The sequence below is a fragment of the Streptococcus urinalis 2285-97 genome, assembly GCF_000188055.2.
GTDB lineage: Bacteria > Bacillota > Bacilli > Lactobacillales > Streptococcaceae > Streptococcus > Streptococcus urinalis.
In genome coordinates this window covers 1,571,503-1,592,939 of record NZ_AEUZ02000001.1, presented here as the reverse complement: position 1 = coordinate 1,592,939, position 21,437 = coordinate 1,571,503, and the positions used below count along the sequence as shown (strand labels likewise).

At 33.5% G+C, this 21,437-nt stretch carries 25 protein-coding genes; 22 read left to right on the top strand and 3 right to left on the bottom strand.

The genetic code is table 11. From position 1 onward, the window contains the following. The first annotated feature begins 62 nt into the window (after positions 1-62). The 4 genes from glmU to STRUR_RS08100 are packed head-to-tail and all read left to right on the top strand — an operon-like array spanning position 63 to position 2,985. The gene (glmU, locus tag STRUR_RS08115; protein WP_006740057.1) at positions 63-1,442 is read left to right on the top strand and encodes a bifunctional UDP-N-acetylglucosamine diphosphorylase/glucosamine-1-phosphate N-acetyltransferase GlmU; all 1,380 of its coding nucleotides are present in this window, start codon (positions 63-65) and stop codon (positions 1,440-1,442) included. 17 nt (positions 1,443-1,459) lie between these two features. Next, positions 1,460-2,011, top strand: a complete 552-nt coding sequence (locus STRUR_RS08110; protein ID WP_006739596.1) for an NUDIX hydrolase — start codon at positions 1,460-1,462, stop codon at positions 2,009-2,011. Between the two features lie 2 nt (positions 2,012-2,013). Continuing rightward, a complete protein-coding gene (macP, locus tag STRUR_RS08105; RefSeq protein ID WP_006739925.1) occupies positions 2,014-2,289 on the top strand; it encodes a cell wall synthase accessory phosphoprotein MacP in 276 nt (91 codons plus the stop codon). 9 nt (positions 2,290-2,298) lie between these two features. Beyond that, the gene (locus tag STRUR_RS08100; RefSeq protein ID WP_006739426.1) at positions 2,299-2,985 is read left to right on the top strand and encodes a 5'-methylthioadenosine/adenosylhomocysteine nucleosidase; all 687 of its coding nucleotides are present in this window, start codon (positions 2,299-2,301) and stop codon (positions 2,983-2,985) included. Between the two features lie 17 nt (positions 2,986-3,002). Here the strand turns inward: STRUR_RS08100 and STRUR_RS08095 are convergent, their stop codons facing one another. Then, positions 3,003-3,653, bottom strand: a complete 651-nt coding sequence (locus STRUR_RS08095) for a metal-dependent transcriptional regulator (protein ID WP_006738766.1) — start codon at positions 3,651-3,653, stop codon at positions 3,003-3,005. A gap of 147 nt (positions 3,654-3,800) precedes the next feature. On the opposite strand from STRUR_RS08095, the gene STRUR_RS08090 reads away from it, so the two are divergent. From STRUR_RS08090 to STRUR_RS08080, 3 genes are read left to right on the top strand one after another with little or no spacing between them, the layout of a single operon-like run. Beyond that, positions 3,801-4,733: a metal ABC transporter substrate-binding protein gene (locus STRUR_RS08090; protein WP_006740164.1), complete on the top strand. Its 933-nt coding sequence runs from the start codon at positions 3,801-3,803 to the stop codon at positions 4,731-4,733. A 56-nt stretch (positions 4,734-4,789) separates the two neighbouring features. Then, on the top strand, positions 4,790-5,506 hold the full coding sequence (locus tag STRUR_RS08085; protein WP_006739768.1) for a metal ABC transporter ATP-binding protein: 717 nt from the start codon (positions 4,790-4,792) through the stop codon (positions 5,504-5,506). Between the two features lie 4 nt (positions 5,507-5,510). Continuing rightward, the gene (locus tag STRUR_RS08080) at positions 5,511-6,356 is read left to right on the top strand and encodes a metal ABC transporter permease (RefSeq protein ID WP_006740376.1); all 846 of its coding nucleotides are present in this window, start codon (positions 5,511-5,513) and stop codon (positions 6,354-6,356) included. A 9-nt stretch (positions 6,357-6,365) separates the two neighbouring features. Here STRUR_RS08080 and STRUR_RS08075 read toward each other — a convergent pair whose 3' ends face one another. Beyond that, positions 6,366-7,184 (bottom strand): peptidylprolyl isomerase, encoded by an 819-nt coding sequence (locus STRUR_RS08075; RefSeq protein ID WP_006738672.1) that lies wholly within the window; start codon positions 7,182-7,184, stop codon positions 6,366-6,368. Positions 7,185-7,277: 93 nt separating this feature from the next. On the opposite strand from STRUR_RS08075, the gene STRUR_RS08070 reads away from it, so the two are divergent. Next, complete coding sequence (locus STRUR_RS08070; protein WP_006740758.1) at positions 7,278-9,668, top strand: FtsK/SpoIIIE family DNA translocase; 2,391 nt, start codon at positions 7,278-7,280, stop codon at positions 9,666-9,668. 25 nt (positions 9,669-9,693) lie between these two features. On the opposite strand, the gene STRUR_RS08065 is transcribed toward STRUR_RS08070, so the two are convergent. After that, positions 9,694-10,044 (bottom strand): DUF3397 domain-containing protein, encoded by a 351-nt coding sequence (locus tag STRUR_RS08065; protein ID WP_006740759.1) that lies wholly within the window; start codon positions 10,042-10,044, stop codon positions 9,694-9,696. A 191-nt stretch (positions 10,045-10,235) separates the two neighbouring features. Between STRUR_RS08065 and rplK the strand changes: the two genes are divergently transcribed. The 14 genes from rplK to era all read left to right on the top strand — a co-directional run bounded on the left by rplK (position 10,236) and on the right by era (position 20,862). Further along, a complete protein-coding gene (rplK, locus tag STRUR_RS08060) occupies positions 10,236-10,661 on the top strand; it encodes a 50S ribosomal protein L11 (RefSeq protein ID WP_006740162.1) in 426 nt (141 codons plus the stop codon). Between the two features lie 106 nt (positions 10,662-10,767). Then, positions 10,768-11,457: a 50S ribosomal protein L1 gene (gene rplA, locus STRUR_RS08055; protein ID WP_006738495.1), complete on the top strand. Its 690-nt coding sequence runs from the start codon at positions 10,768-10,770 to the stop codon at positions 11,455-11,457. Between the two features lie 138 nt (positions 11,458-11,595). Then, a complete protein-coding gene (gene pyrH / locus STRUR_RS08050) occupies positions 11,596-12,324 on the top strand; it encodes a UMP kinase (protein WP_006738686.1) in 729 nt (242 codons plus the stop codon). A gap of 24 nt (positions 12,325-12,348) precedes the next feature. Continuing rightward, a complete protein-coding gene (frr, locus tag STRUR_RS08045) occupies positions 12,349-12,906 on the top strand; it encodes a ribosome recycling factor (protein WP_006739705.1) in 558 nt (185 codons plus the stop codon). A gap of 76 nt (positions 12,907-12,982) precedes the next feature. Further along, positions 12,983-13,837, top strand: coding sequence for an RNA-binding virulence regulatory protein CvfB (gene cvfB, locus STRUR_RS08040; protein WP_006740760.1), 855 nt, complete (start codon positions 12,983-12,985; stop codon positions 13,835-13,837). Positions 13,838-13,942: 105 nt separating this feature from the next. Beyond that, positions 13,943-14,452 (top strand): peptide-methionine (S)-S-oxide reductase MsrA, encoded by a 510-nt coding sequence (gene msrA, locus STRUR_RS08035; protein WP_006739328.1) that lies wholly within the window; start codon positions 13,943-13,945, stop codon positions 14,450-14,452. Next, positions 14,449-14,664: a YozE family protein gene (locus STRUR_RS08030; protein ID WP_006739912.1), complete on the top strand. Its 216-nt coding sequence runs from the start codon at positions 14,449-14,451 to the stop codon at positions 14,662-14,664. The genes msrA and STRUR_RS08030 overlap by 4 nt, the downstream gene beginning before the upstream one ends. A gap of 172 nt (positions 14,665-14,836) precedes the next feature. After that, positions 14,837-16,606, top strand: a complete 1,770-nt coding sequence (locus STRUR_RS08025; RefSeq protein ID WP_006740493.1) for an oleate hydratase — start codon at positions 14,837-14,839, stop codon at positions 16,604-16,606. A 108-nt stretch (positions 16,607-16,714) separates the two neighbouring features. Then, positions 16,715-17,749, top strand: a complete 1,035-nt coding sequence (locus STRUR_RS08020) for a PhoH family protein (protein ID WP_006740761.1) — start codon at positions 16,715-16,717, stop codon at positions 17,747-17,749. A 53-nt stretch (positions 17,750-17,802) separates the two neighbouring features. Further along, entirely contained in the window at positions 17,803-18,393 is a 591-nt protein-coding gene (locus tag STRUR_RS08015; RefSeq protein ID WP_006739894.1) for a uracil-DNA glycosylase family protein, read from the top strand. Further along, positions 18,380-18,979, top strand: a complete 600-nt coding sequence (locus STRUR_RS08010) for a GNAT family N-acetyltransferase (RefSeq protein ID WP_006739625.1) — start codon at positions 18,380-18,382, stop codon at positions 18,977-18,979. The genes STRUR_RS08015 and STRUR_RS08010 overlap by 14 nt, the downstream gene beginning before the upstream one ends. A gap of 63 nt (positions 18,980-19,042) precedes the next feature. Next, a complete protein-coding gene (gene ybeY, locus STRUR_RS08005; RefSeq protein WP_006740036.1) occupies positions 19,043-19,540 on the top strand; it encodes an rRNA maturation RNase YbeY in 498 nt (165 codons plus the stop codon). Next, entirely contained in the window at positions 19,521-19,922 is a 402-nt protein-coding gene (locus tag STRUR_RS08000; protein WP_006739285.1) for a diacylglycerol kinase family protein, read from the top strand. Before ybeY ends, STRUR_RS08000 begins: the two co-directional genes overlap by 20 nt. A gap of 40 nt (positions 19,923-19,962) precedes the next feature. Further along, positions 19,963-20,862, top strand: coding sequence for a GTPase Era (era, locus tag STRUR_RS07995; protein WP_006739608.1), 900 nt, complete (start codon positions 19,963-19,965; stop codon positions 20,860-20,862). Positions 20,863-21,437 lie beyond the last annotated feature (575 nt).

The following is a 21,437-nucleotide window of genomic DNA, read 5'->3' as shown; positions in this document are numbered from 1 at the left end:
AACTCAATAGAGCATTCTATTTTAATCGTTGACTAGAATGTTTTTGTTTAGGTGACTTAAATATGACAAATTATGCAGTAATTTTAGCAGCTGGAAAAGGAACACGAATGAAATCCGACCTTCCTAAAGTCATGCACAAGGTTTCTGGAATCACGATGCTAGAACATGTGTTTAGGAGTGTCTCAGCCATCGAGCCGAAAAAAAATGTAACTGTCATTGGACATAAAGCAGAATTAGTCAAGGCTGTTTTAAAAGATCAGTCAGAATTTGTACTTCAGACAGAACAGCTTGGGACTGGACATGCGGTTATGATGGCTGAAAAAGAATTGGGAAATTTAGAAGGTCAAACTCTTGTCATTGCTGGAGACACACCACTGATTACAGGGGAAAGCTTGCAACACTTAATTGATTTTCATGTTAATCATAAAAATGTAGCTACTATTTTAACAGCGACAGCGGAAGATCCATTTGGCTATGGTAGAATTATTAGAAATCAAAATGGGGAAGTCACTAAGATTGTAGAACAAAAAGATGCTACTGATTTTGAACAACAAGTCAAAGAAATTAATACTGGAACCTATGTTTTTGATAATAAGCGTTTATTTGAGGCTTTAAAAAATACGACAACCAATAATGCTCAAGGTGAATATTATTTAACAGATGTTATTTCAATTTTTAGAGAGCAAGGTGAAAAGGTTGGTGCTTATGTCTTAAAAGATTTTGATGAGAGTTTAGGTGTCAATGACCGTCTAGCTTTAGCAAAAGCTGAATCTGTGATGAGAAATCGTATTAATAAATCACATATGATAAATGGCGTGAGTTTCCAAGATCCCAATACGGCTTATCTCGATATTGATGTTTCGATTGATCCTGATGTGACTATTGAAGCCAATGTCACTTTGAAAGGAAAAACAGAGATTGCTTCTGGAGTGCATTTGACAAATGGAACCTACATTTGTGACTCAACAATTGGAGAAAACTCTGTTATAACCAATTCTATGATTGAAGATTCCATTATTGGAAAAGAAGTGACAGTAGGACCATTTGCTCATCTAAGACCAGGAACTCAACTAAAAGACACTGTCCATGTAGGAAACTTTGTCGAAGTTAAAGGTTCTACTTTAGGTGAAGGAACAAAAGCTGGGCACTTAACTTATATCGGAAATGCAGAAGTTGGAAAAGCTGTTAACTTTGGAGCTGGAACAATTACTGTAAATTATGATGGGAAAAATAAATACAAAACGATTATTGGAGATAATGTTTTTGTTGGAAGTAATTCAACTTTAATTGCTCCACTAACAATTGGGAATTCTGCATTAACTGCTGCAGGATCAACTATTTCTAAAGATGTACCAAAAGATAGCATTGCTATTGGACGGAGTCATCAAATCAATAAAGAAGATTACGCAACGAGATTGCCACATCATCCATCACAACATTAAGAAGTAGAGGTAGTATTTTGGATTTTGAAGAAAAGACATTACACCGAGAACCCATTTTTGATGGTCATATTATTAAAGTAGCAGTCGATCAAGTTGAACTGCCAAATGGTCTGGGTCAAGCCAGAAGAGAACTTGTTTTTCATAACGGCGCTGTTGCAGTACTAGCTGTAACCCCTGAAAATAAAATCATATTGGTTAAACAATATCGAAAAGCAATTGAAAAAATTTCTTATGAAATTCCAGCTGGAAAGTTAGAAATTGGTGAAAATGGTTCAGAAGAGTCTGCTGCTTTAAGAGAACTTGAAGAAGAGACTGGCTACACAGGACAGTTAGAGCTCATTCATGAATTTTATACAGCTTTAGGTTTTTGTAATGAGAAAATAAAACTCTTTCAAGCAAAACAATTGAAAAAAGTACCTAACCCTAGGCCACAAGATGAGGATGAAGTCTTAGAATTGCTTGAATTCAGTTACTCTGAGTGTATGGAACTAGTTAGAACAGGTTCTATTCAAGATGCTAAAACAATCATTGCGCTACAATACTATGCTTTAAACAAAGGGGGTGAATAAGGATGGGAAAACCATTGTTAACGGATGAAATGATTGAAGCTTCAAAACATCAGGATCAATATGATTATTTTGAAGATGATCAAGAAACCAAAATTATACCCACTAGTCAATTAATAGATGATGACATGATTGATGACGATAATGATCGAGAAATTATTTATAAGAGTCGTCGTATCGAAAATGCAAAGCGTAGTGCATTTCAATCGAAATTAAATCTTATTTTAATTGCCTTAATTGTTCTTATTGCACTGTTAGTTTATGCAGTATTTAACCTATAGGAAGAAAAAATGAAAATTGGAATTATTGCAGCCATGGAACAAGAGTTGGTTTTCTTGGTTGAACATTTAAAAAATCAAAAGGAAGTTTCCGTTTTAGGCAGAACGTATTATACTGGGCAATTAGGGAATCATGAAGTTGTCTTAGTGCAATCGGGTGTAGGTAAAGTTATGTCAGCTATGTCAGTAGCTCTATTAGCAAATCAATTTAAGGTTGAAGCAGTTATCAACACTGGATCAGCTGGCGCTGTTGCCGAAGGAATCTCAATTGGAGACGTTGTTTTAGCAGAAAAACTTGTATACCATGATGTGGATTTAACAGCATTTGGTTATGACTATGGACAAATGTCAATGCAACCTCTGTTTTTTCAGTCTGATAAAGCCTTTATTAATAAGTTTAAAAATGTTCTTGATAAATCCCACAAAACAAGTCATAATGGCTTAATTGCGACCGGAGATAGTTTTATTGCAGGACAGGATAAGATTGATTTGATAAAATCCTATTTTCCAACTGTATTGGCAGTTGAGATGGAGGGGGCAGCCATCGCACAAGCTGCCACAGCTTTAAATTTACCTTTTATTGTGATTAGAGCGATGAGCGACACTGCTGCACATGATGCCAATATTACTTTTGATGACTTTATTATTGAAGCTGGTAGAGAGTCAGCAAAAATGTTACTCGATTTTTTGAATGAATAAAAAAACACTAAATCTGATTAGTGTTTTTTTGTAACATAAAATTGTTCTGCAATATGAGCAGGAATGGCTAATTCGTGTTTGGGATATTTAATAGTATAAGTTTCAGCATAGGAGTCAATATGAGTAAGAGAGAAGGTCATGCCAACTGTCATGTTATGAGTCTCCATATAATGTAGTAAACCATACTCATCGTGCACACGACTTAAACGATAATCACCAGTTTCTGTTATTGATTTGAGAGTTGTATGATTAATTTCAACTAATTCTTGATTTTTCCTAGGAATAGTACCACCATGTGGACAAAATCTTGGAAAATGAAGACTTTCTTCTAATCTGTCAACAAAAATATCTGAAACGGTATGCTCTAATACTTCAGCTTCTTGATGAACTTCCTCAGCAGAGTAATGAAGGTGGTTAATTAAAAAGATTTCAAGAAGACGATGTTTGCGATAAAGATTGGAAACAAGCTGTCTTCCTTTTTCAGTTAGATAATATCCTTTTTGTCTATCTTTTACGATCCACTCTTGTTGGATTATTTTTTTTATCATTTCGGATACTGCTGGAGCAGATACTCCCATTTTTTCAGCAATTTTTTTGTTGCTAATCTTTTGATTATGTTCTCCAAGTTCGTGAATACATTTGAGATAATCTTCTTTATTAGGCGTCATAAAGTTAGCCTTTCTAATATTTTCTAAAAATATTATATCAAAAATTTCTCGAAAATAGTTGACAAACTTATTATTTTAATATATCCTTATATCATATTTAACTATACTTAATTTTTTATAATAATTATCATTAAGGAGATTTAGGGAATGAAAAAGAAAATAAGTATTGTCTTTAGTTTGTTTCTAGCAACAATACTGTTAGTAGCATGTAGTAGTAGTAATGCAAGTAAGATGAAAAATGATAAGTTGCAAGTTGTTGCGACTAACTCAATCATTGCTGATATTACAAAAAATATTGCAGGAAATAAAATTCAATTGCATAGTATTGTACCAGTAGGTAAAGACCCACATGAATATGAACCATTACCAGAAGATGTTGAAAAGACAAGTTCTGCTGATTTAATTTTTTATAATGGTGTTAATTTAGAAGATGGTGGTCATGCGTGGTTTACTAAGTTAGTCAAAAATGCTAAAAAAACAAAGAACAAAGATTATTTTGCAGTCAGTGATGGTATCAAAGTAATTTACCTTGAAGGTCAGTCTGGAAAAGGAAAAGAAGACCCCCATGCATGGTTGAACCTTGAAAATGGAATGATTTATGCTAAAAATATTGAAAAACAATTAAGTCGAAAAGACCCTAAGAATAAGGCATTTTATCACAAAAAAGCTAAAGCTTATATTGCTAAACTTGAAAAACTAGATAAAGAAGCTAAATCAAAATTCAATGCTATTCCAGCTAACAAAAAGTTAATTGTAACAAGTGAAGGTTGCTTCAAATACTTCTCAAAAGCTTATGGTGTGCCATCTGCTTATATATGGGAAATTAATACTGAAGAAGAAGGAACTCCAGATCAAATTTCATCACTTGTTGAAAAATTGAAAGCAACAAAACCATCAGCTTTATTTGTAGAATCTAGTGTTGATAAAAGACCGATGAAAGCTGTTTCAAAAGATAGTGGTATTCCAATTTATGCTGAAATCTTCACAGATTCAATTGCTAAAAAAGGTCAAAAAGGGGATAGCTACTATGCTATGATGAAATGGAATTTAGACAAAATTGCTGAAGGATTATCAAAATAAAGTAACAGGCACAACAACCTCAAAAGTGTTGTGCTTTGTTTATATTGAGGAGAAAAATGATAGAAACAAAACATTTATCTGTAGCTTATGATGATGAGAATGTGCTTGAAGATATTTCTGTAAAAATTGATGAGCCTGCTATTATAGGTTTAATTGGACCAAATGGAGCTGGAAAATCAACATTTTTAAAAGCACTAATGCAATTAATTGATTATAGTGGGGTTATTCATATTAATGGTAAACAAAATCAAACATTAAAACATGAAGTTGCTTATGTCGAACAACGTAGTCAAATTGATATGAATTTTCCAATCACTGTTAAAGAATGTGTAGCTCTTGGAACTTATGCCAAATTAGGATTATTTAAAGGTCCTAAGAAAAAAGAATATGAAAAAGTAAAAAAAGTTTTGCAAAAAGTTGGACTTGAAGGCTTTGAAAGTAGGCCAATTAAGGCACTTTCTGGTGGACAATTTCAAAGAATGTTGGTTGCAAGATGTTTAATTCAAGAAGCCTCACTTATTTTTCTTGATGAACCCTTTGTTGGGATAGATTCTGTTAGTGAATCAATCATCATGTCTTTGTTAAAAGAATTAAAAAAAGAAGGCAAAACAATTTTGATTGTTCATCATGATCTTAATAAAGTTGAAGATTATTTCGATAAAATTATGCTCCTAAATAAAACATTAATTGCTTATGGACCTGTAGAGACAATTTTTACAAAGCATCAATTAGAAAAAGCTTATGGTCGACACCGACTGATTGAAAGGGATTAGTAAAATGTATTTTAAATTTTTCCAAGCATTATCACAATATCATTTTGTTCAAAATGCTCTCATAACGGCCTTAATTATTGGAATTGTTTCAGGTGTTGTTGGTTGTTTTATTATTTTAAGATCAATGTCCTTAATGGGAGATGCTATTTCTCACGCTGTTTTACCAGGGGTTGCTTTATCTTTTATTTTAGGTATTAATTTTTTTATTGGTGCTATTTTCTTTGGTGTGTTGGCATCAATCATTATTACTTTTATTAAAGAGAATAGCGTGATTAAAGGAGATACAGCAATTGGGATAACCTTTAGTTCATTCTTAGCATTAGGTGTAATATTAATAGGAGTTGCTAATAGTTCAACTGATTTATTCCATATTTTATTTGGTAATATTTTAGCAGTTCAAGATAGCGATAAATGGATAACTATTGGTGTTTCAATTGTTGTATTGGCAATCATCTTTTTATTCTTTAAAGAGTTACTGTTGACTTCATTTGATCCAATCTTAGCAAAGTCTATGGGAGTACCTGTTTCTTTTTATCATTATTTGTTAATGATGCTTCTGACACTTGTATCTGTTACAGCGATGCAAAGTGTTGGGACTATTTTGATTGTCGCTATGCTAATTACTCCTGCTGCAACAGCTTATCTATATGCTAATAACTTAAAAACAATGCTGTTGATTTCAGCTTCATTAGGAGCTTTTAGTTCAGTACTAGGTCTGTATATTGGTTACACTTTTAATATAGCAGCTGGTTCTTCAATTGTATTAACTGCTGCCTCCTTATTTTTAATCAGTTTTTTTATTTCGCCAAAACAAAAATTTTCGAAACGAACAAAAAAGACATCTAAATGATGTCTTTTTTTAGTTTTTATCTTTAAACGTGTAATCTTTAACTATTTCAACACTATTGATTTTGATATCATCTTTTGGTTTGTCAGCAGAGTCTACTTCAACTGAAGCAATACTATCAACGACATCCATCCCTTTTGTTACTTGTCCAAAAACGGTATAACCACCATCTAAAGAAGGATTTCCTCCTTTTTTGTAGGCGTCAATAATAGGTTTTGGAAATGAATCAGTTGATAGATTTTTACTTTGATCTTGTGAATTTTGATTGATATAAAATTGACTACCATTTGTACTTGGAGCACTGGTATTTGCCATAGCAAGAGCTCCTCTAATATTGTATAAGTAAGGTGAAATTTCATTTTTAAAACCTTGACCAGAGTCTATTTTGGAATTTTTGCCATTCCATATTGATTCTCCGCCAGTTCCATCACCATTTGGATCTCCAGTTTGAATCATAAAGTCTTTTATGATTCGATGAAAAGATAGACCATTATAATATCCATCCTTGGCATGTTTTAAGAAATTTTCACTCGCAAGTGGCGCATATTTCGGAAATAATGTCATCGTGATATCACCTTTACTGGTCTTTAACACAACTTGAGCTTCATCATTAGTAACGCTATCCGTTAATTGTGGGAATTTGTCTTTTGTAGCTTTTAGGGCTTTGGCATATTCTTTTTTGACAGCTTTTTCTGAAGATGAATTACTAGAACTTTGTTTTGATGAGCTAGAGTCTTTAAAACCAAATGGATCATCGTTTTTTGCTTTTGAACAAGCACTTAAAGTTAGAAAACTTATTAAAATTAAGCAGAGTATATTTCTCTTTCTCATATTTTCTCCTTGAGTATTTTTCTATATTCTACCATAAAATAATAGACTGGAATAAGCCTAACTGAATTTCTTAAAAAATGCTATAATATGATTATGGCAAAAACACAATCAAAAAAACGTACAAAATCAAAAAAACGCCCAACAAAGGCAGAATTAGAAAAACAAAAAGCAATAAAGAGGATGCTAACTTCTTTAGTCATCACTGTTGTTCTTTTTTTTGCAGCCTTGAAATTAGGAATTTTTGGTGTTACCGCATATAATATGTTTCGTTTTATCGTGGGAGATTTAGCTTATCTCTTAATGGTTGTTCTTTTTATATATCTTTATGCTTTTAAATGGATAAGAAAACAAGAAGGTCTTGTAACAGGCTTTAATATCTTATTTATTGGTTTATTAATTGAATGGCATGCTTATTTATTCTCACAAACCCGTTTTCTTAATCAAGAAGTTTTTAGGACAACTATTAGACTACTTTTCCAAGATATAAGACAGTTTAAAGTTACACAATTCACTGGTGGTGGGATGCTGGGTGCATTGATTTATAAACCAGTTTCTTTCTTATTTTCTAACATTGGGGCTTATATGATTGGAGTCTTATTTATTCTTTTAGGTGCATTTTTAATGACACCTTGGGATATATACGATGTTACTGATTTCTTTAAAAAAATTGGTGATAATCTCTATCAAAGGCATCAAAGACATCAAGAAAAACGATTTATTAAACGAGAAGAAAAAAAAGCTCTTCTTGAAGAAAAGCATATGGAAGAAGCTCTTCGAGCTGAGGAAATGGCATTAGCTGAGAAAAATCTAACTGAGACCCTACCTGATTATGATTCTGAAACCGGTGAGGTATTGGAAGTTGATTTAGATCAGTTAGAACAAGAAAATGGACCAAGAAAAGCTGAAATTTTTTCATACCAACCAGAAATGGAAGAAGAGCCTTATGATGGAAATTCATTATATGATTCTGATAATCAACTGGAAGAACAAGTTCAGCCCTTGGACAATGACGATTTAAATGACGAACCAGTAGAAGTTGATTTCACACCAAAATCACATCTCCTTTACAAATTACCGACGCTTGATTTGTTTACACTTGATAAACCTAAGAATCAAAATAAAGAAAAAAGCTTGGTTCGTAAAAATATTAAGGTTCTGGAAGATACATTTAAAAGTTTCGGGATTGATGTTAAAGTTGAACGAGCAGAAATAGGTCCCTCAGTAACAAAATATGAAATAAAACCAGCTGTTGGTGTACGTGTTAATCGTATTTCAAATCTTGCTGATGATTTAGCCTTAGCCTTAGCTGCTAAAGATGTTAGAATTGAAGCACCTATTCCTGGAAAATCTTTAATTGGGATAGAAGTTCCTAATTCTGAAATTGCAACTGTTTCTTTCCGTGAATTGTGGGAACAATCCAACACGTCCTCAGACAAGTTGTTAGAAGTTCCTCTAGGTAAAGCTGTTAATGGAACAGCAAGAAGTTTTGATTTAACCAAAATGCCCCATCTTCTCGTAGCTGGTTCGACTGGATCTGGTAAATCGGTTGCAGTTAATGGTATTATATCTAGTATTTTGATGAAAGCTAAGCCTGATCAAGTAAAATTCTTAATGGTTGATCCTAAAATGGTTGAACTTTCAGTCTATAATGATATTCCTCACTTATTAATTCCAGTAGTTACAAATCCTAGGAAAGCAAGTAAAGCACTTCAAAAAGTGGTTTATGAAATGGAAAATCGTTATGAATTATTTAGTCACTTTGGGGTTCGTAATATTGCTGGTTACAATGCAAAAGTCGAAGAATTCAATAAGAAGTCTGAACAAAAACAAATACCTTTACCACTAATTGTGGTTATTGTTGATGAGTTAGCAGACTTAATGATGGTTGCTAGCAAAGAAGTTGAAGATGCTATTATTCGTTTAGGTCAAAAAGCGCGTGCAGCAGGGATTCATATGATTCTTGCAACCCAAAGACCTTCGGTTGATGTTATTTCTGGTTTGATTAAGGCTAATGTGCCATCACGTATTGCATTTGCTGTTTCATCAGGTACAGACAGTCGAACGATATTGGATGAGAATGGTGCTGAAAAACTTCTTGGTAGAGGAGATATGCTATTTAAGCCAATTGATGAAAACCATCCTGTCCGTCTACAAGGTTCCTTTATTTCTGATGATGATGTCGAACGTATTGTTAACTTTATAAAAGATCAAGCAGATGCTGAATATGATGACAGTTTTGATCCAGGAGAAGTATCAGAAAATGATAATGGACAAAGTTCAAGTGGAAATTCTGAAGGGGATCCTTTATTTGAAGAGGCGAAAGCTTTAGTTTTAGAAACACAGAAAGCTAGTGCCTCAATGATTCAACGACGTTTATCAGTTGGTTTTAATAGAGCTACAAGATTGATGGAAGAATTAGAAGAAGCAGGAATAATTGGACCTGCTGAGGGAACAAAACCTCGAAAAGTACTTCAAACTAATTAAAAAAAGCTGAGATTTCTCAGCTTTTTTAGATGATAAAAACTAAAATGACAAGGCCTAAATAAAAGACTGCGGTAATTAGAAAACCTGAACGCCAAAATAACTTTAAGAAGCGATGATAAGAGAAATGCTGTCCTTTTCGTAGAATAAGGCTAGCAATTGTGATAGCTAAGATTGACTTAATAATGACATAATAAGGCAGTAGACTATGTGTGAAAAATTTAGCTGAAACAATAATGATTTCTAGTGCGTATAAAGGCAATGTAGTATCAGGAAATTTCAATCCATATCGATTTAATTTGAACATTGATACGATAACATATGAAAAAATAGGTGTCAGTATTAAAAAGGCCAAAGCCATCAATTTGTATATAAGCATAAGTCTATTTTATACTCAAACGAAACTCTTGTAAATAATACAATAAGATTATATAGAAAAAATAATTAAAACAAAGAATATTACTTGCAAAATTTTAAAAATCAAGTATAATGGTAAGGTATGCACTAGCATATCTGTGGGAGGTAAAAATCTTAATTACCGCCAAAACCACAACAGGAGGATTTTTAAAAATGGCTAAAAAAGTCGAAAAACTTGTAAAACTTCAAATCCCTGCTGGTAAAGCAACTCCAGCTCCACCAGTTGGACCAGCTCTAGGTCAAGCAGGTATTAACATCATGGGATTCACTAAAGAATTTAACGCTCGTACAGCTGATCAAGCTGGTATGATCATCCCAGTTGTTATCTCAGTTTATGAAGATAAATCATTTGATTTTATTACTAAAACACCACCAGCTGCTGTTCTTTTGAAAAAAGCTGCAGGTGTTCAAAAAGGTTCAGGTACACCTAACAAAACTAAAGTTGCATCAGTTACTCGTGCTCAAGTACAAGAAATTGCTGAAACTAAAATGCCAGATTTAAACGCTGCAAACATTGAGTCTGCAATGCGTATGATCGAAGGTACTGCTCGTTCTATGGGATTCACAGTAGCTGATTAATCAGTTTTTGAAACCTATTACCCGCAAGACTTCATCATAATTTGATGAGTGACGTGGGAGATTTTAAATCAAATCGATATGACCACATTACAAGGAGAATTTTATAATGGCTAAAAAAAGCAAACAAATGCGTGCTGCTCTTGAAAAAGTTGACAGTACAAAAGCATACAGCGTAGAAGAAGCTGTAGCACTCGCACAAGAAACAAACTTCGCAAAATTTGATGCTTCTGTTGAAGTTGCATATAAATTAAACATTGATGTTCGTAAGGCTGACCAACAAATCCGTGGAGCAATGGTATTGCCAAACGGTACTGGTAAAACACAACGTGTACTTGTTTTTGCACGTGGTGCTAAAGCTGAAGAAGCTAAAGCTGCTGGAGCAGACTTCGTTGGTGAAGATGATTTAGTTGCTAAAATCAACGGTGGATGGCTTGATTTTGATGTTGTTATTGCAACACCAGATATGATGGCTATCGTTGGACGTCTTGGACGTGTCCTTGGACCACGTAACTTGATGCCAAACCCTAAAACTGGTACAGTAACTATGGATGTTGCAAAAGCAGTTGAAGAATCAAAAGGTGGTAAAATTACTTACCGTGCAGACAAAGCTGGTAATGTTCAAGCAATCATTGGTAAAGTTTCATTTGAAACTGAAAAATTAGTTGAAAACTTTAAAGCATTCAACGATGTTATGGTTAAAGCAAAACCATCAACTGCAAAAGGAACTTACATGACAAATGTAACACTTACAACAACTCAAGGTGTTGGTATCAAAGTTGATCCAAGTTCATTCTAAAAATATTTAAAAAGCTATCCAATGGATAGCTTTTTATTTTTTAAAGAAGTTCAGAAATTCTTTTTTATGGCAGTATCTATCTATTAAAAATATGTCTTTTATGGTAGAATAGTAAAGACAAAATAAGGAGATAATAACGTGGAACCTAAATATCAACGCATTTTAATAAAGTTATCTGGTGAAGCCCTAGCTGGTGAAAAAGGTGTCGGCATTGACTTACCTACAGTCCAAGCCATAGCTAAAGAAATCGCTGAAGTACAATCATCAGGAGTTCAAGTGGCACTTGTTATTGGTGGGGGAAATCTATGGCGTGGCGAGCCTGCTGCAGAAGCTGGTATGGATAGAGTTCAAGCAGACTATACAGGAATGCTTGGTACGGTAATGAATGCACTTGTCATGGCTGATAGTTTACAACAATATGGAGTAGATACAAGAGTACAGACTGCTATTCCAATGCAAAATGTTGCTGAACCTTATATTAGAGGACGTGCACTTCGTCATCTTGAAAAAAATCGTATCGTGGTTTTTGGTGCTGGAATTGGATCGCCTTATTTTTCAACGGATACAACGGCAGCACTACGTGCAGCTGAAATTGAAGCTGACGCTATCCTTATGGCAAAAAATGGCGTTGATGGTGTCTATAATGCTGATCCAAGAAAAGATGCCAATGCAGTTAAATTTGATGAATTAACACATGGTGAAGTTATCAAACGTGGATTAAAAATTATGGATGCAACAGCATCAACATTATCTATGGATAATGATATTGACCTTGTTGTCTTTAATATGAACGAACCTGGAAACATCAAACGTGTTGTTTTTGGAGAACATATTGGAACAACTGTTTCAAATAAAACATCTGAATAAGGGAAAAGAGGAGAAATTTATATTATGGCAAATGCAATTATTGAAAAAGCTAATGAACGCTTTGAGCAATCGCATCAATCACTATCACGTGAATATGCAAGTATTCGCGCTGGTCGTGCCAATGCAAGTCTATTAGACAGAATTCAAGTTGACTATTATGGTGCTCCAACACCATTGAATCAACTTGCTTCAATTACTGTTCCAGAAGCAAGAGTTCTTTTGATTTCACCATTTGATAAATCTTCTATTAAAGATATTGAGCGTGCTATTAATGAATCTGATTTAGGTATTAATCCAGCAAATGATGGCTCAGTGATTCGTTTGGTCATTCCAGCCTTGACAGAAGAAACACGTAAAGATTTAGCTAAAGAAGTTAAAAAAATCGGTGAAAATGCTAAAATTGCTATTCGTAATATCCGTCGTGATGCTATGGATGAGGCTAAAAAACAAGAAAAAGATAAAGAAATTACTGAAGATGAACTGAAATCTCTAGAAAAAGATATTCAAAAAGCAACTGATGAAGCAGTTAAGCATATTGATAAAATGACTGCAGACAAAGAAGAAGAGTTACTTTCTGTTTAAGAAAGTAGTTGGAAGCAGTTTTTACTGCTTCTCTTTTTTTCTTAAAACCTTATAAGAACTAGAAATGGAAGAAAATATGACAAGTTTATTAGCAACTATCATTACAGGACTTATTATTGACCAAAATGAAAGCCACTATTTTGTGCAAAAAGATGGGATTACCTTTTCATTAGATAAAAATGAAGGTGAACATCAGATTGGAGATATGGTTAAAGGTTTTGCTTATCTTGATATGAAGCAAAAACATCGGTTAACCACAAAAGATATAAAAAGTCGTCAAGATTCATATGGCTGGGGAACAGTTACAGAAGTACGGAAAGACTTGGGCGTTTTTGTTGATACAGGTATTCCAGATAAAGAAATTGTGGTCTCTTTAGATATCTTACCTGAGATTAAGGAACTATGGCCTAAAAAAGGAGATCAACTATACATTAGACTTAGTGTTGATAAAAAAGATAGAATTTGGGGACACCCAGCAGAACCAGAAGTTTTCTTAAAAATGGCTAGACCAGCTTATAACAATATGCAAAATCAAAATTGGCCAGCTATTGTCTATCGTCTCAAGTTATCTGGAACTTTTGTATACCTCCCTGAAAATAATATGTTGGGATTTATCCATCCAAGTGAGAGATTTTCTGAACCACGTTTAGGACAGGTTTTAGATGCTAGAGTCATTGGTTTTAGAGATATTGATCGGACATTAAATCTTTCACTAAAACCTCGATCATTTGAAATGCTTGAAAATGATTCACAAATGATACTCACTTATCTCGAGACAAATGGTGGATTTATGACTCTAAACGATAAGTCTAGCCCAGAGGATATCAAAGCAACATTTGGTATTTCTAAAGGTCAATTTAAAAAAGCTTTAGGTGGTCTAATGAAGGCTAAAAGGATTAAACAAGATCAAACAGGAACTGAACTGATCTAAGAAGGCTTTAGAGTCTTCTTTTTTGAAATCAAGTGCAAGTCAGAACTGACAAGAAAACTATTTTTTGTTACAATAATCGTAATTCATTTCAGGTAAGGAGTTTGTATGGAAAGAGCTATATTTTCAGGTGGTTGTTTTTGGTGTATGGTACAACCCTTTGAAGAACAAGATGGTATTTTATCAGTAAGGAGTGGTTATACTGGTGGACATGTTCCAAATCCCACCTATGAACAGGTTTGTTCAAAAACAACGGGACATACTGAAGCCGTAGAAATAATTTTTGATCCTGAAAAAATAAGCTATGATGATTTAGTATCACTTTATTGGCAACAAACTGATCCAACTGATGCTTTTGGGCAATTTGAAGATCGTGGTGATAATTACAGGCCCGTCATTTATTATTTTAATGATAATCAGCGTCAAATTGCAGAAGCTTCAAAAGAAAAGTTACAGAATTCAGGTCGATTTGAAGAACCAATCGTTACAAAAATTGAACCAGCTCAACCTTTTTATGAAGCAGAAGAATACCATCAAGGCTTTTACCGTACAAACCCAGAACGATATGCTTTGAGTAGTAAAATTAGACATGATTTTTTAGAGGAGAATTGGCATTGAGAAAATCATTTTACACATGGTTAATGACTCAGAGAAATCCAAAATCAAATCAACCGGTAGCCATTTTGGCTGATTTAGTTTTTGATGAAACAACATTTCCAAAGCATACAGATGATTTTGAAACAATTAGTCGTTATCTAGAAGATGAAGCTAGTTTTTCATTCAACCTTGGGCAATTTGATACCATTTGGGAAGAATATCTTGGACATTAATTAATCTAAAAAGCAACCATTTGGTATTGGTTGCTTTTTTATTTGGACGAAATGTCTAAAAATGTCTATTTGTATTGGAAATTGAAGGTTTTCATTAGTTCAATAATCTTATAAAGAGTAGAATGAAGTTAGTAAAGTGAAAGTGCTTTAATTAACCTTAGGAGGTCAGTTTATGTATTATAGTAATGGAAATTACGAGGCTTTTGCAAGACCTAAAAAACCTGCTGGAGTAGAGGAAAAATCTGCTTATATTGTTGGATCTGGCTTGGCTGGATTAGCCGCAGCAGTCTTTATGATTCGAGATGGTCAAATGGCAGGTGAAAAAATTCATATTTTAGAAGAATTACCATTATCTGGTGGCTCTTTAGACGGTATTCAAAAACCGGATATTGGTTTTGTCACGCGTGGTGGCCGTGAAATGGAAAACCATTTTGAATGTATGTGGGACATGTATCGTTCAATTCCGTCATTAGAAGTGCCAGGGGCATCTTATTTAGATGAGTATTATTGGTTGGATAAAGAAGATCCTAATTCTTCAAATTGTCGTTTAATCCATAATCGTGGAAATCGCTTGGATGATGATGGTTTGTTTACACTTGGAAAACATTCAAACGAGCTTGTGAAACTTGTCATGCAAACCGAAGAATCATTAGGTGATAAAACAATTGAAGATGTCTTCTCAGCTGAATTCTTTAAGAGTAATTTTTGGGCATATTGGGCAACTATGTTTGCATTTGAAAAATGGCATTCTGCAGTTGAAATGCGTCGCTATGCAATGCGTTTCATTCATCATATTTCAGGACTTCCAGACTTTACCTCACTTAAATTCAATAAGTACAACCAATATGATTCTATGGTTAAACCTATCATCGCTTACTTGGAATCACATAATGTTGATGTACAATTTGATACCAAAGTTAATAACATCAAGGTTGATTTTAAAGACGGTAAAAAAGTTGCCAAAGAATTACTTCTCACAGTTGGTGGTGAACGAAAAACCATTTCATTAACACCAGATGATTTAGTATTTGTAACCAATGGTTCTATCACAGAAAGCACTAACTATGGTAGTCATGACACAGTGGCAAAACCAAATACAGATCTAGGGGGTTCTTGGAATCTATGGGAAAATCTTGCTGCTCAATCTGATGAATTTGGTCATCCAAAAGTCTTTTATAAAGACTTACCAAAAGAATCTTGGTTTGTTTCTGCAACAGCGACAATCAAAGACCCAGCAATAGAACCTTATATTGAGCGTTTAACACATCGTGATTTGCATGATGGTAAGGTAAATACTGGTGGTATCGTAACGATTACAGACTCAAATTGGATGATGAGCTTTGCAATTCACCGTCAACCACATTTTAAAGAACAAAAAGAAAATGAAACCATTGTTTGGATATATGGACTATATTCAAATAAAGACGGAAACTATATTAAAAAACCAATTGAAGAATGTACAGGTCGTGAAATCACTGAAGAATGGCTTTATCATTTAGGTGTTCCAGAAATGAAAATTCATGATTTGTCTGACCAAAAATACGTCAACACAAATCCAGTATACATGCCTTATATCACAAGTTACTTCATGCCTAGATTAAAAGGTGATAGACCAAAAATCATTCCAGACGGCTCTGTTAACTTAGCTTTTATCGGTAATTTTGCTGAATCACCAACACGAGATACCGTTTTTACAACTGAATATTCAATCCGTACAGCCATGGAATCTGTTTATACTTTGTTAAACGTAGATCGTGGTGTTCCAGAAGTCTTTAATTCAGCTTATGATATTCGTGAGTTATTAAAAGCAATGTATTATCTCAATGACAAAAAATCTGTGGAAGACTTACCAATTCCAGGATTAATTGAAAAAATTGGAATGAAGAAAATTAGAGGAACCTATATTGAGGAACTTTTAAAAGAAGCTCATCTTATATCATGACTATAAAAGAAGAGATCATATCTCTTCTTTTTCAAATGGATTAATATTTTTAAATGTTTCTTATTTTTGTTATAATGAAGAAAATAATTGATGAAAGAGGGACTCTATTTGCAAGAGTATTCAACTGAAATCGTCTTAAATCATCCAGATGATGTTTTGGCCTTATTTGGAACAAATGAACGTCATTTAAAACTAATTGAAGAAAATTTAGATGTGATTATACATGCACGTACAGAGCGTGTTCAAATTCTATCTGATGATCAACAATCCTTAGAATATGCACAGTTAACCATCCAAGCATTATTAGTTCTTGTTAATCGTGGAATGCTAATGAATACATCAGATGTTGTTACTGCTTTAAATATGGTTAAAAGTGGACAAATTGATAAATTTGTTGCACTGTATGAAGAAGAAATAATAAAAGATCACTATGGAAAGCCAATCAGAGTCAAAACACTAGGTCAGAAAGTTTACGTAGACAGTGTAAAAAAACACGATGTGGTTTTTGGGATTGGACCTGCTGGGACTGGGAAAACGTTCTTAGCTGTGACACTTGCAGTTACAGCATTGAAAAAAGGACAGGTCAAGCGTATTATTTTAACAAGGCCAGCAGTTGAAGCTGGCGAAAGTTTAGGATTTTTACCTGGAGATTTAAAAGAAAAAGTAGACCCCTATTTAAGGCCTGTCTATGATGCCTTGTATCAAATATTAGGGAAAGACCAAACAACTAGATTAATGGAACGAGAAATCATTGAAATCGCGCCATTAGCTTATATGCGTGGTCGAACGTTAGATGATGCTTTTGTTATTCTTGATGAAGCACAAAATACAACAATCATGCAAATGAAAATGTTTTTAACACGACTTGGTTTTAATTCAAAAATGATTGTCAATGGCGATACAAGTCAAATTGACCTTCCAAGACAAGTTAAATCAGGTTTAATTGACGCCAGTCAAAAATTACAGAAAATTAGTCAGATTGATTTTATTCATTTTTCAGCAAAAGATGTTGTTAGACACCCAGTTGTTGCAGAAATCATTAATGCCTATGAAACTGATAGAAGTGTAGCACGAAGTTTTCAACAAGAAGAAAATTCTGGTGAATCACAGTTGACAAATTATCCGATTATTGAAGATAAATAGAAAAAAATAATAGTCCTTCATAAGAAGGACTATCTTTTTAAAAGGGAGTTAATATGACAAAACTATTTAAAGAAATCATGAATGATGAACAAAATAAAGAATACACAAAAAAAGGAATTGAGCCCCTTTATTATACACCTAAAAGTGCCAAGATTATTATTGTCGGACAAGCTCCTGGGATAAAGGCACAAGAATCTAGGTTATTTTGGAATGATAAAAGTGGTGAAAGACTTAGAGATTGGTTGGGTGTTGACGAAGAAACTTTCTATCATTCTGATATGTTTGGGATTATTCCAATGGATTTTTATTATCCAGGAAAGGGAAAATCTGGTGACTTACCCCCTCGTAAAGGCTTTGCCGAAAAATGGCATCCAAAGCTTAAAGAAGAAATGCCAGAAGTTGAGCTAACGATACTTGTTGGTCAATATGCTCAAAAGCATTATCTTGGAAAAAATGCTAAGAAGAATTTAACCGAGACAGTAAAGCATTATGAGGATTATTTACCAGAATACTTACCACTAGTTCATCCATCGCCAAGAAATCAAATTTGGCTTAAGAAGAATACTTGGTTTGAAAAAGATTTAGTCCCTGAATTACAAAAGAAAGTAAGTCAATTAATAGGTAAAAAAGATGACAAGCATTGAGGAAAAATTAAGTCAATTGAGGCAATTTGAAACCTCAAGATTACTTTTAAGACCAGTAACTTTAGATGACGCTCAAGCAATGTTTCAGTATGCATCAGATGAAGAAAATGTTAGATTTGCTTTTAAACGCAATGAGACCATTGACGACACCAAAGCTATGATTGCTAAAATCTATCTTGCAAAACCTTTAGGTTTATATGGTATTGTGGAAAAAGAGTCTGATACCTTTATTGGAACATTAGACTTGCAAAATCTAAATGTTGACCTTGGTCGTGCTGAAATAGGTTATTGTTTGAATAAGCGATTTTGGAATCAAGGTTATGCAACAGAGGCAACAAAAGCATTTATTAAACTGTATTTTGAAGAGCTAAAAATGAATTTATTAATTGCTCAGCATGATACTGCAAATCCTGCATCTGGGAGAGTCATGGAAAAAGCAGGTATGTTATTTTCACACAATATGCCATATGATAAAATTGACGATAAAGATCTTAGTCGATTGATTACATCAGCGACTTATGTAATCACAAAAGAAGATTATTTTAATGCTTTAGAGCTCACGAAGAAGGCAGAAACAAGCAGATGAGAATCTGCTTTTTTAAGTATCTTATGGTATAATGAAAACAAACTTAGACGAAGGAAGATTTGAATGTACGTAGAGATGTTTGACGAGACTGGACAAGTTTCGAAAGAGATTATGGAGCAAACATTAGAGTTGCTTAATTTCGCAGCTGAAAAAACAGGCAAAGAAGATAAAGAAATGGCTGTTACCTTTGTGACAAATGAAAGAAGTCATGCCTTAAATCTAGAATATCGCGATACGGATCGTCCGACAGATGTTATTAGTTTAGAATACAAACCTGAAGCACCTATATTAATCGATGAAGATGAATTAGCAGATAATCCTGAACTAGCTGAAATGATGTCTGAATTTGATGCTTATATTGGTGAATTGTTTATCTCTATTGATAAAGCTAAGGAACAAGCACAAGAATACGGGCATTCATTTGAACGTGAAATGGGATTTTTGGCGGTTCATGGTTTTTTACATATCAATGGTTATGATCACTATACCCCTGAAGAAGAAAAAGAAATGTTTACTTTACAAGAAGAGATATTAACTGCTTATGGCCTTACAAGACAATAATTCACAAAAAAAATGGAAAAATAGAGATTTATTATCCAGTTTAGAATTTGCTACGACTGGTATATTTACAGCATTCAAAGAAGAAAGAAATATGAAAAAGCATGCTGTATCAGCTGCTTTGGCTATTTTAATGGGTCTTGTCTTTAGTATATCTGCTATGGAATGGCTCTTTCTCTTTTTAGCAATTTTTTTGGTTATTACCTGTGAAATCATTAACTCAGCAATTGAAAATGTAGTGGATTTGGCAAGTCACTATCATTTTTCCATGATGGCAAAAAATGCCAAAGATATGGCTGCTGGAGCAGTTTTAGTAATTTCCATTTACGCAGTTATTACTGGAATGATTATTTTTATTCCCAAAATTTGGGAATTGATTTTTTAGTGCTTGTAAATGATAATAGAAAATTTTAGGAGATAAAATAATGACTTTTAAATCAGGATTTGTGGCAATCTTAGGTCGCCCAAATGTTGGTAAATCAACTTTTTTAAATCATGTCATGGGGCAAAAAATTGCCATTATGAGTGATAAAGCGCAAACTACTCGAAATAAAATAATGGGTATCTACACAACTGACAATGAGCAAATTGTCTTTATCGATACCCCTGGGATTCACAAACCAAAAACAGCTTTAGGTGATTTTATGGTTGAGTCTGCCTACTCAACATTAAGAGAAGTTGAAACAGTATTGTTTATGGTTCCTGCCGATGAAAAACGTGGCAAGGGTGATGATATGATTATGGAGCGACTAAAAGCAGCAAAGGTTCCTGTTATTTTAGTTATCAATAAGATTGATAAAGTTCATCCAGATCAGCTTTTAGAACAAATTGATGATTTTAGAAATCAAATGGACTTTAAGGAAGTCATACTAATATCTGCACTTCAAGGAAATAACGTCGAAACCTTATTACAAGTTTTAAAAGATAATCTAGAAGAAGGGTTTCAATATTTTCCAGAAGATCAAATAACAGATCATCCTGAAAGATTCCTAGTTTCAGAGATGGTACGTGAAAAGATATTAAAACTAACGGAACAAGAAGTACCGCATTCAGTTGCTGTTGTAGTTGATAGTATGAAACGCGATCCTGAAACAGATAAGGTTCATATCAGAGTAACCATAATGGTTGAACGTGATAGTCAAAAAGGAATTATCATTGGAAAACAAGGTGCCATGCTCAAAAAGATTGGTAAAATGGCACGACGTGATATTGAACTTATGTTAGGAGATAAAGTTTACCTGGAAACTTGGGTCAAAGTCAAAAAAAATTGGCGTGACAAAAAGCTTGATTTAGCAGACTTTGGTTACAATGAAAAAGAATATTAGAAATTTTTGACAACTATGGATGAAAGTAAGACCAGTATTTTTCTTGGTCTTTTGAGATTAAGTATTATTACAGTACTGGTATATCTTAGTTTTGAATGGTTTTTAAAATTACTATCTATTTTGAATACATATAACTCAATTATTATAGTGGCTATTATTACAGGATTTGTAACTATATTAACAACTAGCTTTAAAGTGATCTTTGATATTAAACAAGTCTGGTTGCAATATTTAACTCAAAAGCGTGAGTCGGCTTATTTTCACTTTATTAAAATGATTTTTTAAATTAATCAGTCAGATGAAGAGAATTCGTAATAATCTTCAGAGGATCAATTAGCAGATTTTATAAAATTTAGTAAAGAAATAACACTTTGGGGTTCCAAAAAGGTTGTTAGAAAGTGGATCGAATTTCGAGTAGTTTCAACTTCTGATTCGAATGGGAAAGAATTATTAAAGGTTTCAGAACAACTAATGAATGAAATGAGAAATGATTTAGGGGTTTCAAGAGTTAAAGAAAGGGCATTGCTACCATTATTTATCAATGATATTGAAAATTTAGTATAAGAGATAAAGGA